Raw genomic sequence first — 16,791 nt, forward strand, 5'->3', positions numbered from 1 at the left:
ATAGATATGCAGAACGACAAAATAGTAGTAGGCTTGGATATTGGGACAACCAAGGTTTGCGCACTTGTAGGTCGGAGAAATGAGTTTGGCAAGCTGGAGATATTGGGAATGGGCAAAGCCGTCTCTGATGGTGTGGTGAGAGGCATAGTGAGCAATATCGACAAGACAGTTGAAGCCATCAAAAAAGCGATCCGCCAGGCCGAGGAGCAATCAGGCATCAATATCGGTGTGGTAAACGTGGGCATCGCTGGGCAGCATATCAAGAGCCTGCAGCACAACGGAAGCATCACGCGCCAGGTATCGGACGATGAGATTACGGTGGAGGACGTGAACCGCCTTACCAACGACATGTACCGCCTGGTAACGCCTCCGGGCAGCGAGATCATTCACGTAATGCCGCAGGAGTATAAAGTTGACTATGAGGAAGGTATAGTAGATCCGGTAGGTATGTCGGGTGTGCGCCTGGAGGGTAACTTCCATATCATTACGGCACAGTCTAACGCCATCAACAACATTAACAAATGCGTGCTGCGTGCAGGCCTTGAAGTGGACCAACTGATACTGGAGCCGCTGGCCTCCAGCATGTCGGTACTGAGCGATGAGGAGAAGGAAGCAGGCGTAGCATTGGTTGATATTGGCGGAGGCACTACGGACCTGGCTATTTTTAAAGACAATATAATCCGCCATACAGCAGTTCTTCCTTTTGGAGGCAATATCATTACCTCAGATATTAAGCAGGGGTGCATGGTGATGCAGAACCAGGCGGAGCAGCTGAAGGTGAAATTTGGCCGGGCCATTGCCGATGAGGCCTCAGAGAATGAGATTGTTTCCATACCTGGCCTGCGCGACCGTACGCCGAAGGAAATCTCCCTGAAAAACCTTGCCTTTATTATTGAGGCCAGAATGGAGGAGATCGTGGAGCTGGTGTATGCCGAGATTGTTCGCTCAGGTTATGCCAACAGCCTGGCCGGTGGCATCGTGATCACGGGTGGAGGCGCTCAGCTCCAGAACCTCGTGCAACTGGTAGAGTACATCACCGGCATGGATACGCGTATTGGCTACCCGAATGAGCACCTCGGAAGATCCAAAGTGGATGCGGTGAAGGGGCCAATGTATGCAACCAGCGTAGGTCTTGTACTAGCAGGCTACCATCCGCTTGACCAGCGCGTGGAGCGCCATGAAGGGGTAACTGAACAAGTATACAATACCAAAGCAGCTGAGCCAAAGAGCACAGCAAATAACAGTGGCGGAGGGCTACTGCAGAAGCTGAAGGGCTTCTTATCAGACGACATAGACTAAAAAAACTTATCAACCCATAATAAGCAGGAGAAATTAGTATGACATCAGCATATGCATTTGACTTGCCATCCAGCGGCAAGTCCATCATCAAGGTGATAGGTGTAGGTGGCGGCGGTAGCAATGCCGTAAACCACATGTACAACCAAGGCATCAAAGACGTAGAGTTCATCATCTGTAACACGGATGCGCAGGCGCTGAAAAGCAGCGGCGTGCCCAGCAGGCTACAGATAGGCGAGAACCTTACGGAAGGCCTTGGAGCGGGCGCTAACCCTGAAAAAGGGAAACAGGCTGCCCTGGAGAGCAAGGAAGAAATCCGTGAGATGCTGAGCAACGATACGAAGATGGTGTTCATCACTGCTGGTATGGGTGGAGGTACCGGTACAGGTGCTGCTCCTGTTATTGCAAGGGTAGCCAAGGAGCTAGGTATCCTGACAGTGGGTATTGTTACGGCCCCGTTTGGCTTTGAAGGCAAGAAGAAAAAAATTGCTGCCGAAAACGGTGTGAAAGAGCTGAGCGATAACTGCGATACGATCCTGGTGATCCTGAACGACAAGCTGCGTGAGATGTTCGGTAATCTGACCATCCGCGAGGCTTTCGCTAAAGCTGATAATGTGTTAACGACTGCCGCTAAGTCTATTGCTGAGATCATCACAGTTACGGCTGAGGTGAACGTTGACTTTGAGGACGTTAAAACTGTAATGAAAGACTCTGGTGCAGCAGTGATGGGTTCTGCGACAACAGAGGGTGAGGGCCGTGCCCTGCGCGCCGCCGAAGAGGCTCTTTCGTCTCCACTGCTTAACAATACGGACATCCACGGTGCTCAGAAGATCCTGCTTTCGATCATGTCTGGTGAGCAGGCAGAGCTGGAGATGGACGAATTAACTGAGATTACAGAGTATATCCAGGATAAAGCTGGCCAGGAGGCTGAGGTTATCTTTGGCCATGGTATAGATTCAACGCTTGGTCAGAGCATCCGCGTTACGGTTATTGCAACAGGTTTCGCCAGCGATGCAGAGAGCATCATAGAGCCTAAGAAAACCGTATTTGACCTGGATAGCCAAAAAAAAATTGAGGTAGCTGAGCCTGTAGCTCCTGCACCGACACCAGAGATTACAACCTTTGCCAAGCCTGTTGCCCCGGCTCCTGTTGTTGCCCCAAAGCCAGCTGCGCCACAGCAACCTTCTAACTTCGAAAATAACTCGCCACGCCGTACTGAGCAGCCGCAACCAGCACAGCCTCAGCCACAGCGCATCGTGTTTGAGTTGGATGGCAATTCGCAAAACGACAACTTCCAGAACAATTTCCGTGAGGAGGAGGCCCGTGCGGCACGTGAGCAGAACGAGGCTGCACAACGCCAGGCTGAGGAGCGCGAGTTAATGCAGCGCCGCGCAGAGGAGCGCCGCGAGCGCCTTCGTATGTTGAGCTCAGAAACAACTTCTGAGGCAATCAAAGAGAAGCTGGAAGTACCTGCTTACCTGCGCCGCAATGTGGCCCTGGACAGAGTAGCACACTCTTCAGAGCGTAACATTTCCCGCTTCAACCTGAACGATGACAACGAGATTCTGGGGGATAACCGTTTCCTGCACGATAATGTAGACTAAGGAACCCTGAAGTCAAGTATATAAAAAGCGGCTGCAGTTTTACTGCAGCCGCTTTTTTTATACTTGCTGTTGCCTAGAACTTTAGGAACTGTGTTACATGTTGCTCCAGCAGTTCCTGGTATAGTTTATTGGTTAACTGCTTGCCGTCAAAGTTCTTCTCTATATGGGCGAGTTTCAGGCGCATGGCCATCACGTGCATTCCCAGGTAGTTCAGGATATCCGACAAATGGCTAAGGGCAAGGCCACTGCCTTGCATGCCGGATGAGAGGCCGATAAGAGCTCCTTTCTTATCTTTAAAAGTATAAGGATAGGCCAGCCCGTCAATAAAGGCCTTCAGCACGCCGGGAAAGGAGGAATTATACTCTGGTACCACGAAAACAAATTTATCGGAAGCTTCGATCATGGAGGCAAGGCGGTTAAAATCTTCATTCTTGCCGGTGTTGTCGTAAAGTGCCGACACGGTAAAGTCACCAGGCAGGTCTGCCAGATCAAGCACCTGGTAGGGTTTCCCTTGCTTCTCAAGCATGCTGGCATAAAGGTCTACAATGGCTCTGGTATTGGATAAAGGCCTGTTAGTGCCTGATATCAGTGTAATCATACGTAGTGTTTAGGTGCGCCTACAGTTGGCAGGTTTTATACTTAACCCGATTTTACGCTGTAGGTTTATACTTTGCTGTTTTTATACTTTAGGATACCTGTAGAAGTATAAGGTACAATAATCTCTGAGATTTCTAAAAAAGAAAAGGCGAGAACAGTAGCTGCCTCGCCTTTCTATACTTTAAGAATGCTCTAGCTACATGTTTTCTGATGTTGCTTTAGCATAAATAAACTCGCTTCTCAGCATGTTGATATTCTCCAGGGAGATACCAACCGGGCACTCAGCGGCGCAGGCTCCCGTATTGGTGCAGGCACCAAAGCCTTCAATATCCATTTGGGCCACCATGTTCTCCACGCGTGTTTTGCGCTCTGTTTTACCCTGCGGCAGCATGGCCAGCTGAGATACCTTTGCACTTACAAACAGCATGGCAGAGGCGTTTTTACAAGCCGCCACACAGGCACCGCAACCAATACAGGTTGCAGCGTCAAAGGCCTTATCAGCGATTGACTTTGGAATTGGAATAGCGTTCGCATCCGGCACACCACCTGTGTTTACAGATACGTAACCACCGGCCTGCTGAATACGGTCAAAGGCTGAACGGTCTACCACCAGGTCCTTGTGCACCGGGAAAGCGGCTGCTCTCCAAGGCTCAATGGTAATAGTATCGCCATCTTTGAAATGACGCATGTGCAGTTGGCAGGTAGTGGTACCACGCTCCGGGCCGTGCGGACGTCCGTTGATGAACAGGCTGCACATACCGCAGATTCCTTCGCGGCAGTCGTGGTCGAAGGCAACAGGGTCTTCGCCTTTACGTAGCAGGTCCTCGTTAAGCACGTCCAACATCTCCAGGAATGACATATCCGGAGAGATGCCCTTTATCGGGTAGGTCACCATCTGACCTGTTGCATTTTTATCTTTTTGGCGCCAAACCTTCAGCGTAAGGTCCATTGGTTTAGCATTTGGATTACTTCCAGCCATTTTCTTATTAATTACGATTTAAGAATCATGGATTAAGAATGAGTAATCGGCCTAAACAGCCCCATTACTCATTCTTAATCATTAATTAATCATTACTTGTAGCTACGCTGTGTTAGCTTCACATTCTCGAACTTCAGGTCTTCCTTGTGCAGACGTGGCTCGTTACCTACACCTGTAAACTCCCAGGCTGCTACGTAAGCATAGTTTTCGTCATCACGCAGGGCCTCGTTCTCAGGGGTCTGGTATTCCTCACGGAAGTGTCCGCCACAAGATTCGTTTCTGTTTAGGGCATCGTCTACCATCAGTTCGCCCAGTTCGAGGAAGTCGGCCACACGGTTGGCTTTCTCCAGGGTGATGTTCAGTTCCTCGTTTACACCAACAACTTTAACATCGCGCCAGAACTCATCGCGCAGCTTGCGGATTTCCTGCTTGGCAAACTGGAGGCCTTCAGCGTTACGGGCCATACCGCAGTACTCCCACATGATTTGGCCTAAAGCCTTATGGAAGTCATCCACAGTGCGGTTACCGTTAATGGAAAGAAGCTTATTGTTGACTGAGATTACGTTCTGCTCTGCCTCTTTAAATGCTGGGTGGTCTACTGGCACCTTGTCGTAAGGTGTTTTGGCCAGGTAATCACCGATGGTGTAAGGCAGTACAAAGTATCCGTCAGCCAGACCCTGCATCAGGGCTGAAGCACCCAGGCGGTTTGCACCGTGGTCTGAGAAGTTCGCCTCACCGGCAGCATACAGGCCTGGCACGTTCGTCATGAGGTTATAGTCTACCCAAAGCCCGCCCATGGTATAGTGCACGGCAGGGTAGATACGCATTGGTCTTTCGTACGGGTTCTCGTCCGTGATCTTAGCGTACATCTCGAAGAGGTTACCATACTTGGCAGCTATGGCAGCCTGTCCGTCGCGTTTGATGGCATCGGCAAAGTCAAGGTATACAGCAAGGCCGGAGGCACCCACACCTCGTCCTTCGTCGCAAACCAGCTTGGCGTTACGGGAGGCCACGTCGCGCGGTACCAGGTTACCGAAGGCAGGATATTTACGCTCCAGGTAGTAATCACGGTCAGCTTCAGCGATATCGTTTACGGTGATTTCGCCTCTTCTTAGCCTCTCTGCAATCTCAACTGTTTTAGGTACCCACACACGGCCATCGTTACGCAGTGATTCTGACATCAGCGTCAGTTTAGACTGGTAATCGCCGGATACTGGGATACAGGTTGGGTGGATCTGCGTGAAGCAAGGGTTAGCGAACAAAGCGCCCTTCTTATGTGCTCTCCAGGCAGCGGTTGCGTTAGAGCCCATTGCGTTAGTAGAGAGGTAGAACACGTTGCCGTAGCCACCTGTTGCCAGTACTACTGCATGGGCGCTGTGCGACTCAATCTTGCCGGTAATCAGGTTACGAACCACGATGCCACGCGCTTTGCCATCCACCAGAACCAGATCAAGCATCTCGGTGCGCGGGTACATTTTTACCTTACCGTAAGCGATCTGGCGGTTAAGGGCAGAGTATGCACCTAAAAGCAGCTGCTGTCCGGTCTGGCCACGGGCGTAGAACGTACGCGATACCTGGGCGCCACCGAAGGAACGGTTGGCCAGCAGTCCGCCGTACTCACGCGCGAAAGGAACACCCTGCGCCACGCACTGGTCAATGATGTTAACGGATACCTGCGCCAGGCGGTACACATTGGCCTCGCGGGCACGGTAGTCACCACCTTTAATCGTATCGTAAAAAAGGCGGAAAACAGAGTCACCGTCGTTCTGGTAGTTTTTGGCAGCGTTGATACCACCCTGCGCCGCGATAGAGTGCGCACGGCGAGGGGAGTCCTGGAAGCAGAACGCTTTTACGTTGTAGCCCAGTTCACCGAAAGAGGCAGCGGCAGAAGCACCGGCAAGGCCTGTACCTACCACTATAATATCGTACTTACGCTTGTTTGCCGGGTTTACCAGCTTTACGTCAAATTTATGCTTGTCCCACTTTTCGGCTAAAGGGCCTTCCGGGAGTTTTGAATCTAATATCATAGGAATATAGATAGCTTTTAATTACACAAGGAAGAAGAAATACAGCGGAATGATGGCGAAGCCGAGGCACACGATGATGGAGAAGGCCACGCCGAATTTCTGGATGAATGGAGTGTATTTCTTGTGGTCAAGGCCCAGTGTCTGGAAGGCGCTCTGGAAACCGTGGATCAGGTGATAAGCAAGGGCTACCATCGCAATCACATAGATCAGCACATACCACCAGATCTGGAACGACTGCACCACCTTGATGTATAGGTTATCATACTCCACATTCTCCACCACGATAGGCTCCAAACCGCCAAAACGGGCAGGTACAAAGAAGTTCCAAAGGTGGATGATCAGGAACACGAGTATAACTGTACCCAACAGGCCCATATTGCGCGAAGACCAGGTGCTGTTCTCCTCCGGGTGATTGTTTACATAACCCACCGGGCGGGCTGCCTTATTGCGGCGGGTTAGTACAAGCGCATCATATATATGGAAAACAAACCCCAACAGCAGGACAATTTCCATGGTGCGGATAATAGGGTTGGTTCCCATGAAGTGTGAGTAAACGTTGAAAGCTTCGCCTCCGTCGTTTTTGAAAAGCTGCAGGTTACCAATCAGGTGCACCACCAGGAAGGAGCAAAGGAAAAGGCCCGTGATGGACATTATGATCTTTCGCCCGACAGTACTGGAAAACGTTTTAGTAAACCAATTCATCTGTGTTTGTTATAGGTTAAGTGAAATAAGCGTTATTTTAACGCTCAAAGGTACATTCAGGCCATATAGAAAACAATTTTGCCTTCATATTTTGAATCAATCTAAATTGTTATCCGTAACTCCTAACATCTCTGCCTTTTACCTGCTTCTCTTCTATGATCACAACATTTTAGTGTAACTTTAGTTTAAGATTATACTATATTTACTGCCTAACCCGATTGATCTATGCCAAACCTTATACGCCTGAAGTATCTGCTGCATGGTAGTCTGTTGTGGGTGTTGCTATTGTTGCTGTTGGGTACTTTCTCGGAAGTACAGGCTACTCATATTCGAGCAGGGGATATTACTGCAAGACGGGACACTACGCCGAACCCGAACCCCCGCCGCTTTTTCTTTACGATGATTGTTTACACCAATCACTTCTCGCAAGCCGAGGATCCGGAGGTGATCATCTACACGGGCTCCGGCAATACCACCCTTACCGTACAAAGAAAATCTGTAACTCCTATCAACTCCGAAACAGACCGGGAAGTGTTTGAGTGGGAATTCACGTACCCCTCGGACGGTACTTATACTACCTACTGGATCGGGGAGAACCGGGATAACAATATCCTGAACATGGCGGCGCCATCAGACCAGCGCTCTTTCTTCATCTCCACCACTATTGATATCAACGCCCTTCGCGGGTTTAACTCCACACCTGTGCTTACCGTGGAGCCGATTGACGATGCCGCCCTGTTCCGCAGGTTTGTGCATAACCCGGGCGCATACGATGCCGATGGCGACAGCCTTTCCTTTAAACTGATTGCCCCACGCTACCAGCAGCCAAGCGGCGACATTGCCGTAGTGCCGGGCTACCGCCACCCAGACCAGGTGGCAAATTGCCGTACCTCAGATGACAGCGGCCCTGCGTTCTTCAGGCTCGACCCCATTACAGGCCAGTTAACCTGGGATGCCCCGTGCCTGGCTGGTAAGTATAATATTGCCTTTGTGGTGGAGGAATGGCGGCGTGGACCTAACAGAGGTGCCGTAAAGATTGGCGAGGTAGTGCGCGACATGCGTATTAACGTGGAAGAGAACGAAAACCGGCCACCTGTGCTGGAACCAAAAGACACCTGCGTGGTGGCTGGTACAACTTTGCGTAGCGTTGTAAGAGCCACTGACCCTGACGGTGACCTGATAAACCTAACCGTGGCGGGTAGTGGTATTGTGCCGCCAGCTACTTTTGAGCAAATCACGAACAACAAAGGCTCTGCCACAGGCCTGTTTATCTGGAACACCACCTGCGAGGATGTGCGCCAGGCGCCTTACCAGGTCGTATTCCGTGCAGAGGACGTGCGGCCAAACAACGAAGACCGACTGGCAGACCTGCAGCCCTGGAACATAAGGGTTATCGGGCCGCCACCGCAAAACCTGGATGCCACCAGTGCCGACCGTAATGTAACCCTGACCTGGGACTCTTACATCTGCCAGAATGCCGATAAGATACGCATCTACCGCCGCGAAGGGCCTAGTAACTTTGTGCCGGATGAGTGCCAGACTGGTGTGCCCGCCTCTACAGGGTATGTGCTGATAGGAGAGGTGGACGCAGGCGAAGTAACTTTCTTCGATGATGACCCTAATTTAAAGGCCGGTGTAGAGTACTGCTACATCATTTACGCTACTTTCCCGGCGCAGCCACGCGGCGAAAGCCTTGCCTCGCTGGAAACCTGTGTGGTGATAGACCAGGATATTCCGTACCTGACCAATGTTACGGTAGATGAGACGGACGAGACCAACGGGCAGATAACCGTGAAGTGGGCCCAGCCGATAGAAGTGGAGAAGCTGACTCCTCCGCTGGAGTATCGCCTGTACCGCAAAGTAGGTATGGAGGCCGGTGCAGGTTTTACAGAGGTGAAGCGTACCCGAAACATGTCTGATACCACTTTTGTGGACACAGGACTGAACACGGTTGAGAACGCTTACCGTTACCGCCTGGAGTTTTACCAAACACCTACACCTGGTGGCCAGCCAACCTCGCTCCGCGATAGCACCGAGGCATCCAGCGTGTACCTGGAGGCAGCACCTGCTGAAGGCGATGTGAAGGAAATATCCCTGAACTGGACTTATGATGTGCCCTGGAAGAACGAGGTGCTGCAGCATTATATTTACAGGCAGGTAGAAGGGGTATTCACCCTTATCGACAGTGTATCGGCTACGGCTACGGGCGGTACGTATACTGATACCGGCGCTTTTGGCGACCAGGAACTGGTGCGCGGGCAGGAGTACTGCTACTATGTACAGACAGCCGGTACCTACCAGATTCAAGGGCTGCCAGAGCCGCTGCTTAACAACAGCCAGCAAGTATGCGTTACGCTGCCAAAGAATATTTGCCCGCCGGAGCTAAGTATAGCACAGCTCGACTGTAATTTGTTTGAGCAGAACCCTACGGAGCCGCCTTACGAGAATGTGCTGAACTGGGTGCCCGATACCTCACCGGATTGTACCGAAGAGATAGCCTACTACACCGTATACTTTAAGTCTACGCTGGAAGGGGAGTTTGCACCGCTGGATACAACCACAGAAACCACCTACACCCATAGCGGCCTGCAATCTTACGCGGGTTGTTATCTGGTAACGGCCACAGATGTGAACGGGCGTGAAAGTGCGTTCAGCAACGAAGTATGCAACGATAACTGTATCTCGTTTATACTTCCGAACATCATCACACCAAACGGGGATAACCTGAACGACGTGTTCCGGCCTAAAGTAAGGGCCTTTATCAAGAGCATGAAGTTTAAGGTGTACAACCGCTGGGGAGTGCAGGTGTACGATAGTGGTAAGGTAACCGAAGGCGAAGGGCGCTATATTAACTGGCCAGGCGTTGATAACGATGGCAACCGCCTGACCGACGGCACTTATTTTTACGAGGCAGAAGTGGAGTTTTATACTTTAGACCCAGCCAAAGCCCGCGCCACCTACAAAGGATGGGTAGAGATAGTACGCTAATGACGAAGTTTTCTGACCTGGAGCAGCTGCAGGGGAGGCCTGTTGTGTTTTACGACGGCACCTGCGGCTTTTGCCAGGGTAGTGTGCAGGTGGCGCTAAAGTATAACTCGAAGCAGGATTTATACTTTGCTGCCCTGCAGTCCGGTGTGCTGGAGGCGCTGGTGCCCAGGCCTGAAATCCCCCATCCTTTACCGGACTCCATACTTTTTTATGAGAACGGGAGGCTCTATACTGAGTCTGACGCAATCCTGCGCATTGCCCGCCACCTCGATTTTCCGGTGTCCATTCTTGCTGTTTTCCGCATTATTCCTGTATCTTTCCGCAATTTTGTGTACCGGCTGGTGGCTAAGAACCGCTACCGCATAGCTGGCCGCACAGAAACCTGCATGCTGCCGAGTCCTGAGCAAAGGGCCAGGTTTGTAGGGTGATTTAACGGCAGAATTGTTAATGGTTAGATTGTTTTTCGGGCGCGCTGTAAAAGCTTCAGCGGCACCGCATGTTTATACTTTCTGACAATTTTTATTTTGAGGCTGTTCGGTGTTTAAATCACACGAGAATTCAATCTGCAATAAACATACAACAAGATACATGAAGAAAGCATACGTTTTCCCGGGACAGGGCTCTCAGTTTGTAGGGATGGGCAAAGACCTGTACGAGCAGCACGAAGAGGCAAAAAAACTGTTTGATAAGGCAAACGAGATCCTTGGGTTCAACATCACCGAGATCATGTTTAACGGCACCGATGAGGAGCTGAAGCAGACCAGAGTAACGCAGCCGGCTATTTTCCTGCACTCTGTGGCGCAGGCTACCGTAGCCAAAGACTTTAATCCGGATATGGTGGCAGGCCACTCGCTGGGTGAGTTCTCTGCTCTGGTAGCCAGCAAGGTGCTGAGTTTTGAGGATGGCCTGCGATTGGTGTACAAAAGAGCGATGGCGATGCAGGCTGCCTGTGAGGCCAACCCGTCTACCATGGCTGCCATACTTGGCCTGGAGGATGAGAAAGTAGAGCAGGTATGCGCCTCTATCGACGAGGTTGTAGTGGCTGCCAACTATAACTGCCCGGGCCAGCTGGTGATCTCCGGCTCAAACAAAGGAATCGAGGTTGCCTGTGAGAAAATGAAAGAGGCCGGTGCCAAACGTGCGCTGCCGCTGCCGGTTGGTGGTGCGTTCCACTCGCCGCTGATGAAGCCAGCTGAGGTAGAACTTGCCAAAGCCATCGAAGAGACCACGTTCTCGCAGGGTATTTGCCCGATCTACCAGAACGTGGATGCCAAGCCGCATACGGATCCTGCCGAGATCAAGCAGAACCTGATCAGCCAGCTAACTGCACCGGTTCGCTGGACACAGTCGGTGCAGCAGATGGTAGCCGATGGCGCCACCCACTTTGTGGAGTGTGGCCCGGGTAAGGTGCTGCAGGGGCTGGTGAAGAAGATCGAGCGTACCGCCGAGGTTAGTTCTGCCGAATAAGCATCCGCTGTAAGTATAAAAAGTATAAACGCCCTCTCTGGCTTGCTGCCGGAGAGGGCGTTTTTGCATTACGAGAAGTGTAGTTAAAGTATAATCTATTGGTGATAAAGTATAAATAGCTACATTTGCGGCTACTGAACCAAAGCATCTGACTATGAAAAAGAAAACGCCACTGGCGCTGTGGCTGATTGGCTTTATTTTGCTGAGCCTCTACATAAACCTTATCCCCCGCTTTTTCGATGCTGGCAATGTGCCTTTGTGGTTTGCCTACTGGGCAGGTTTCTTTGTGCTGGCCTTTATGGTCAGCAGGTTCCTGCTGCAACTGCAGGGGCTGAAGCAGCTGGGGATGGCGCGACACAAAGGCTGGCTGCTTCACCTGGGCATAGGCTTTTTGGTTGGTTTCCTGGTTTACGCGCTAAAGTACCTGGCTTTTTATGAGCTGGGCAAGTTTGAGGTGGCGGGGCTGATGGAGCCGGGTTTTATACTTCCGATGCTGGGGCAGGCGCTGCTGGCCATGTTTTTCTCCTCCATCCTGAACGACATCACCATTCGCGGGTACTGGTTTGCATACTTTAAGCGGCGGCAGCTGCTAGCCTGGTATGTTTTTGCTGCCACCATACTTTATACCCTCGATGATTTCTGGAATGAAGGCCTGGACCCGCTGAATTTTGTTTTCTCGGCCATACTTGGTGCTGCCTTTGCTTATACCGTGCTTAAGACCGGGGCTATCTGGATATCGCTGGGGTTGCACTGGGGCGGCAACATGATGTATAGGGTAATGTATGGCTTTGATGGGAATGGCGTTTGGCAACTAGAGAACGTACAAGAGGGGCCACTGTACGACTATATAAGTTTAGGTGTGACAGTTCTGATGCTGCCGGCGGTCTACTTTATACTTAAGAGTAGCGAAAAGCATGCGCCTACACCAGAACTGCGGGTAGAGGAGGGACAGGTGGTGTAGCATAGCCGGCGTTGTGCTAAGCAACCGTAGCTGCTTTATGCGCCTTGCTTCTTGCCAGCACCAGGCTACCTAAAGCCAGTGCCATAGTTACCGGCGTAAAAAGCAACTTTTCCAGTTTGTTGTTGGACAAAGCATTTCCAGCCGTGTTAAGTATAAAAAGCGCAAACATTACCCAAAGCGCCGCCTTTATAACCTTGTTGCTGATGCTCACTTTTAACGCGCCGGCATTTATACTTACAATTGCAAGCATTACCAGGTTTATAATGATGGAGACGCTCTCAAACGAAAGCATCTGGGACCTGTCCTTCAATCGCCCGCCCCACACTGCCTCAAACGGTACTATCCCGGTAAGGATTAACAGGTGAAACAGCACAAAAAGAGAAAGGATGATCAGCATGCCAAAGGTGGCGATCCGGGTGGTAGTGGCGTTGCTCATGTTCTGTGTGGGGACTGTTGTTTGGTTTAATGCTGTAGACGAAAAAAATATAGGGGTACACTCGAAGTTGTTAGCTTAAAGGTGTGGTTTTACGTTGGTTCATCCGTTATGCCTGTCCTGTGGAGGTAGCTCGTAAAGTAGTAACTCTTCGTCATCTTTTGGCAGCCTGACCAGTTGGATATATTTCAACCCTAGTTTTTCCAGAAGCTTTTGAGAAGCGGTGTTCTCTTTGCTGGTGATGGCACAGATCTGATCTAGTTTAAAGTTGTCAGAAGCAGCTTCCAGAACCTTGCTGGCAGCTTCAAAAGCATACCCTTGTTTAGCAAACTGCGGCAGCAAGGCATAGCCGATATCAACCCCGTTTAATCCTTCGCGATCATAAAGCCCGCATGTGCCCAATTTGGTGCCGTCAGATTTTCGGGTGATGGTGTAGTTGCCGTACCCCAGGCGTTCAAACTGCGGCTGCATTCTGCTCCTGATGTACTCTTCCGCGGCCTTAATGGAAGTTACGTTCCTGTCTCCGATGTATTTAAGCCACTGGGGCGTGTTCAGGAGCTCGAAAATAAAGGGAGCATCTTCATGAGAGGTAGGCCTCAGGATGAGCCGCTCCGTTTCGAAGGATTTATAGGTGTTCAAGGTTTGCTATTTTATAAGTTCTTCCATCTCTCGCATCATGCCCAGCCAAGCCTCACGGGTTCTGTCTATATATTCCCGCCACTGCTCATCTATCTCATGCACCAGCTTCACTGAAGAGCCACCGGAGGTTGGGGTGATGTATACTTTGACAACACTAATTTCTTCCATCCCATCCATCGCCCAGGTGAAGGAGAGGAAGTTAGGTCTATCTAAAGCAAGGTACTCTCCACCATGGCCCACCGGCTGGCCATCCCGCACCTGCACAATGCGGAATTTACCGCCTACGTTGGCGTCTATCTGCACTGGCTCAGTTTCTCCGAGCCCGGGGCCGAACCACTGCTGCGCCAGTTCTTCGCTCAGCCAGGCTTGGTACACTTTTTCAGGCTCGGTTTGGTAGTGGTAGTTTACTTCTACTTCAATGGCGGAATTGTTAGGCATATGCTAGTTTTAAGGATCAGTTAGTGAACTTTGTTTTGATGTACTTAACGGGCTTGTCTTTACGGCGGCGTAGCTACCGTGAAGGTGTTGTGTGCGCCCAGCATGGCGCGAGTACTATTTCATAAGAAATATACTCAGATTATCCAGAGGGTGCAAGCCCCTTATCGGCAAGTTGGTGAAGCCGATTAGCAAGCTGCGAGCTGGTATCTCGTGAGGGGTGCAGTGAAGGAAGCAGGACTGCAAAAGCCTGAACTGACGAACAGATACTGCATAAGAGGCAGGGAGTCGTGGGTAAGCAAGCACATCTTTGCAAAGCCCCTGGCCAACAAACGGCTCTTTGTAGATGCAGCAGGATTAGGCGGAAGGATAAGCGTCATACCTGGGGAGGTCTCGCCCTGTCGTGTACAGGGGGAGAAGTCAGCAGAAGCCATAGTAGTTATCCGGAAACGAGCCGTAAGCACTACTGAGGTCTCACAGGATGAGGAAGGGCTGAACGTCAAGTTGCCCGAAATCCGATAAGGAGGTTCAAACGGTGGAGTTTGCTAGCCTTATCCCAAACTAGGGCAAGGGCATGGCTGGTGTAAAGAGCGGCTGTGCTATCCTTGACGTACCGCTGTATACGCGACCCGTACGTACGGTGGTGTGAGGGCCTCACCGTGAGCAATTTTGCTCACGGCTGGCTACTCGATTGTACGCTAGCTTTTTTATTTTCATTTTCTGTCAGTCGAATTGGAACAGCTCTTTGCAACCGCAGAAACGAGGATTGCAAAGAGCTGTGGCATCTCATTTCAAATTTTTACTAAAATATGATTCCAATTTATCAAATGGAATTTTTTCCATTTGATCGTACAGATCCACATGGTCTGCATTGGGCACAATCACTAATTCTTTTGGTTCTAACGCTTCACTGTAAACATCCTCTGAGTGATAACGTGAATGGGCATCTTCTCCTGCAACCAGCATAATTGGGCGGGGCGAAATCATTTCAATGTTTGCATTCAACGGAAAATTGAAAAACGACATCGGGGTTGTTGCTGTCCATGCAGTTGTAGAATTAATAGAACGCTCGTGAAAACCTCTTGGTGTTCTGTAATAATCACGGGGTCATTGGGTAAAGTGTCTGGCAGCACCCGTTTTCCTTCTATAATATTTCTATTTTCATCAAATTAAAGTTCGTGCAGTCCTAATTCATAATTTCCGCTTTTTGCATCGTCCCAACGCTGCTGGCTTAGATCTTCGATGATTTTTTGCCGCTGTTCCCTTGTATAGCTATTCTTGTAGCCGCGGCTCATACTTTTAGACATATCATACATAGAAGTAGTTGCTATCGCTTTAATGCGCGTGTCACTTGTGGCGGCAGTAAGTGCCATTCTGCTTAGCCCGCAGATGCCTATTGCACCAATCTTGTTTCTGTCAACAGATGGTAACAAGCCAAGGTAATCCACTGCTGCACTAAAGTCTTCTGTGAAGAATTCAGGAGAGCCAACATTTCGAATTTCTCCTCCGTTTTCACCTGTAAATGAAGGGTCAAATGCCAACGTTACAAACCCTCTGGAAGCATCTCATTTGCATAAAGTCCCGGCGTTCTTCTACAGCTCCAAACGGGACACTTATAACTAACGCAGGCAAATTGTTTCCGCCACTTTGGGGTACATACAAATCGCTTGAAACTTTAATCCCGAAACGGTTTTGAATGTTACACCTTTCCTGGTGACGTTGTCATTTAACTGGAATGTATAGTTCTCTGCTGTATCAGCGGCTGTTAATGCTGCTGATTCTTTTTTTGCTATTGAATTAATTTCACTCGCTTTTTCCTGACCACACGCTCTATCATTAATGCTGCGAGCGAAAGTCCTAAAAAGATATTCTTCCTAGTTTTCATTTCTATAAAATTTTCCAATTTAAAGTTCCTGAGCCGTTGGGCGGAACAGGATTTCATTAATATCCATTTCTTCAGGTTGGCTTATGGAAAAAGATATCAAACGAGCAAAAGCATCAGGGCTAAGTCCAATTTTGCCTACATATTCCTGGTTGTTCTTTTGAATATCCTGATCGCTGATGTGCTCCAGAAGTTCCGTTTTTACCGCTCCGGGAGAAATGATGGTAGTACGGATGTTATAAGGCGTTACTTCCTGACGAAAACCTTCCGAGATTACTCTTACAGCACTTTTGGTAGCAGAATATACAGTAGACCTTGGAAAGACTTTATGTCCTGCCACTGAAGAAACATTAATAATTTGTCCCGATTTTTGCTGTTTCATGTGTGGTAGTACGGCAGCCATTCCATATAGTACACCCTTGATGTTCACATCAATCATCTGATCCCATTCGTCTGTCTTTAGACTTTCTATAGGAGACAATGGCATTAATCCAGCGTTGTTTAACAGCACATCTATTTTACCAAATTTGTCGACGGCAGCTTTTACCAGATTCTCAACCTGCTCTTTTGCCGAGACGTCGGTAGGTACGGCAAGGGCTTTGCCACCTATGGCAGTTATACCTTCTGCTATTTTCTCAATACGTTCTGCCCTTCTCGCTGCCAGGACAAGGCTGGCACCCTGTTCCGCTAAAAGTTGGGCTGTAGCTTCACCCAATCCGCTACTAGCTCCTGTAATCACTACTACTTTTCCTTTTATATTCTCATTCATAACTTTTCTTTT

Annotated in this window: 16 protein-coding genes; 6 read left to right on the forward strand and 10 right to left on the reverse strand. The window is 49.9% G+C overall.

Annotated features, from left to right (window positions below; all coding sequences use genetic code 11):
• The first annotated feature begins 6 nt into the window (after window positions 1-6).
• Window positions 7-1,299: a cell division protein FtsA gene (ftsA, locus tag OO017_RS09545; RefSeq protein WP_266052252.1), complete on the forward strand. Its 1,293-nt coding sequence runs from the start codon at window positions 7-9 to the stop codon at window positions 1,297-1,299.
• Window positions 1,300-1,337: 38 nt separating this feature from the next.
• Window positions 1,338-2,900: a cell division protein FtsZ gene (ftsZ, locus tag OO017_RS09550; protein ID WP_266052253.1), complete on the forward strand. Its 1,563-nt coding sequence runs from the start codon at window positions 1,338-1,340 to the stop codon at window positions 2,898-2,900.
• Between the two features lie 73 nt (window positions 2,901-2,973).
• Here ftsZ and OO017_RS09555 read toward each other — a convergent pair whose 3' ends face one another.
• The 4 genes from OO017_RS09555 to OO017_RS09570 form a co-directional block, all read right to left on the reverse strand.
• Window positions 2,974-3,498 (reverse strand): NADPH-dependent FMN reductase, encoded by a 525-nt coding sequence (locus OO017_RS09555; RefSeq protein WP_266052254.1) that lies wholly within the window; start codon window positions 3,496-3,498, stop codon window positions 2,974-2,976.
• A 195-nt stretch (window positions 3,499-3,693) separates the two neighbouring features.
• Complete coding sequence (locus OO017_RS09560; RefSeq protein WP_266052255.1) at window positions 3,694-4,446, reverse strand: succinate dehydrogenase/fumarate reductase iron-sulfur subunit; 753 nt, start codon at window positions 4,444-4,446, stop codon at window positions 3,694-3,696.
• Between the two features lie 122 nt (window positions 4,447-4,568).
• The gene (locus tag OO017_RS09565; RefSeq protein WP_266052256.1) at window positions 4,569-6,503 is read right to left on the reverse strand and encodes a fumarate reductase/succinate dehydrogenase flavoprotein subunit; all 1,935 of its coding nucleotides are present in this window, start codon (window positions 6,501-6,503) and stop codon (window positions 4,569-4,571) included.
• A 21-nt stretch (window positions 6,504-6,524) separates the two neighbouring features.
• On the reverse strand, window positions 6,525-7,205 hold the full coding sequence (locus OO017_RS09570; RefSeq protein ID WP_266052257.1) for a succinate dehydrogenase cytochrome b subunit: 681 nt from the start codon (window positions 7,203-7,205) through the stop codon (window positions 6,525-6,527).
• A 225-nt stretch (window positions 7,206-7,430) separates the two neighbouring features.
• Here OO017_RS09570 and OO017_RS09575 point away from each other — a divergent pair, with 225 nt between their 5' ends.
• The 4 genes from OO017_RS09575 to OO017_RS09590 all read left to right on the forward strand — a co-directional run bounded on the left by OO017_RS09575 (window position 7,431) and on the right by OO017_RS09590 (window position 12,621).
• Window positions 7,431-10,193: a T9SS type B sorting domain-containing protein gene (locus tag OO017_RS09575; protein ID WP_266052258.1), complete on the forward strand. Its 2,763-nt coding sequence runs from the start codon at window positions 7,431-7,433 to the stop codon at window positions 10,191-10,193.
• Entirely contained in the window at window positions 10,193-10,621 is a 429-nt protein-coding gene (locus OO017_RS09580; RefSeq protein ID WP_266052259.1) for a thiol-disulfide oxidoreductase DCC family protein, read from the forward strand. Before OO017_RS09575 ends, OO017_RS09580 begins: the two co-directional genes overlap by 1 nt.
• A gap of 160 nt (window positions 10,622-10,781) precedes the next feature.
• Entirely contained in the window at window positions 10,782-11,660 is an 879-nt protein-coding gene (fabD, locus tag OO017_RS09585; RefSeq protein WP_266052260.1) for an ACP S-malonyltransferase, read from the forward strand.
• Between the two features lie 154 nt (window positions 11,661-11,814).
• On the forward strand, window positions 11,815-12,621 hold the full coding sequence (locus tag OO017_RS09590) for a CPBP family intramembrane glutamic endopeptidase (protein WP_266052261.1): 807 nt from the start codon (window positions 11,815-11,817) through the stop codon (window positions 12,619-12,621).
• Window positions 12,622-12,637: 16 nt separating this feature from the next.
• Here the strand turns inward: OO017_RS09590 and OO017_RS09595 are convergent, their stop codons facing one another.
• The 6 genes from OO017_RS09595 to OO017_RS09620 form a co-directional block, all read right to left on the reverse strand.
• Window positions 12,638-13,057: a hypothetical protein gene (locus tag OO017_RS09595; RefSeq protein WP_266052262.1), complete on the reverse strand. Its 420-nt coding sequence runs from the start codon at window positions 13,055-13,057 to the stop codon at window positions 12,638-12,640.
• A 99-nt stretch (window positions 13,058-13,156) separates the two neighbouring features.
• Window positions 13,157-13,693 carry a GNAT family N-acetyltransferase gene (locus OO017_RS09600; RefSeq protein WP_266052263.1) on the reverse strand — a complete coding sequence of 179 codons (537 nt, stop codon included), beginning with the start codon at window positions 13,691-13,693 and terminating at the stop codon, window positions 13,157-13,159.
• A gap of 6 nt (window positions 13,694-13,699) precedes the next feature.
• Window positions 13,700-14,131: an SRPBCC family protein gene (locus OO017_RS09605; protein WP_266052264.1), complete on the reverse strand. Its 432-nt coding sequence runs from the start codon at window positions 14,129-14,131 to the stop codon at window positions 13,700-13,702.
• 783 nt (window positions 14,132-14,914) lie between these two features.
• Window positions 14,915-15,133, reverse strand: coding sequence for an alpha/beta hydrolase (locus OO017_RS09610; protein ID WP_266052265.1), 219 nt, complete (start codon window positions 15,131-15,133; stop codon window positions 14,915-14,917).
• A 164-nt stretch (window positions 15,134-15,297) separates the two neighbouring features.
• Entirely contained in the window at window positions 15,298-15,669 is a 372-nt protein-coding gene (locus OO017_RS09615; protein WP_266052266.1) for an alpha/beta hydrolase, read from the reverse strand.
• Window positions 15,670-16,032: 363 nt separating this feature from the next.
• Window positions 16,033-16,779 carry an SDR family oxidoreductase gene (locus OO017_RS09620; protein WP_266052267.1) on the reverse strand — a complete coding sequence of 249 codons (747 nt, stop codon included), beginning with the start codon at window positions 16,777-16,779 and terminating at the stop codon, window positions 16,033-16,035.
• Between the last annotated feature and the right edge of the window lie 12 nt (window positions 16,780-16,791).

Source organism: Pontibacter anaerobius, assembly GCF_026241195.1.
GTDB classification, from domain to species: domain Bacteria; phylum Bacteroidota; class Bacteroidia; order Cytophagales; family Hymenobacteraceae; genus Pontibacter; species Pontibacter anaerobius.

Bases quoted from the DNA above. Each gene is read 5' to 3' on its own strand.
- ftsA (WP_266052252.1), top strand. From the start codon at position 7: ATGCAGAACGACAAAATAGTAGTAGGCTTGGATATTGGGACAACCAAG.
- ftsZ (WP_266052253.1), top strand. From the start codon at position 1,338: ATGACATCAGCATATGCATTTGACTTGCCATCCAGCGGCAAGTCCATC.
- OO017_RS09555 (WP_266052254.1), bottom strand. From the start codon at position 3,498: ATGATTACACTGATATCAGGCACTAACAGGCCTTTATCCAATACCAGA.
- OO017_RS09560 (WP_266052255.1), bottom strand. From the start codon at position 4,446: ATGGACCTTACGCTGAAGGTTTGGCGCCAAAAAGATAAAAATGCAACA.
- OO017_RS09565 (WP_266052256.1), bottom strand. From the start codon at position 6,503: ATGATATTAGATTCAAAACTCCCGGAAGGCCCTTTAGCCGAAAAGTGG.
- OO017_RS09570 (WP_266052257.1), bottom strand. From the start codon at position 7,205: ATGAATTGGTTTACTAAAACGTTTTCCAGTACTGTCGGGCGAAAGATC.
- OO017_RS09575 (WP_266052258.1), top strand. From the start codon at position 7,431: ATGCCAAACCTTATACGCCTGAAGTATCTGCTGCATGGTAGTCTGTTG.
- OO017_RS09580 (WP_266052259.1), top strand. From the start codon at position 10,193: ATGACGAAGTTTTCTGACCTGGAGCAGCTGCAGGGGAGGCCTGTTGTG.
- fabD (WP_266052260.1), top strand. From the start codon at position 10,782: ATGAAGAAAGCATACGTTTTCCCGGGACAGGGCTCTCAGTTTGTAGGG.
- OO017_RS09590 (WP_266052261.1), top strand. From the start codon at position 11,815: ATGAAAAAGAAAACGCCACTGGCGCTGTGGCTGATTGGCTTTATTTTG.
- OO017_RS09595 (WP_266052262.1), bottom strand. From the start codon at position 13,057: ATGAGCAACGCCACTACCACCCGGATCGCCACCTTTGGCATGCTGATC.
- OO017_RS09605 (WP_266052264.1), bottom strand. From the start codon at position 14,131: ATGCCTAACAATTCCGCCATTGAAGTAGAAGTAAACTACCACTACCAA.
- OO017_RS09620 (WP_266052267.1), bottom strand. From the start codon at position 16,779: ATGAATGAGAATATAAAAGGAAAAGTAGTAGTGATTACAGGAGCTAGT.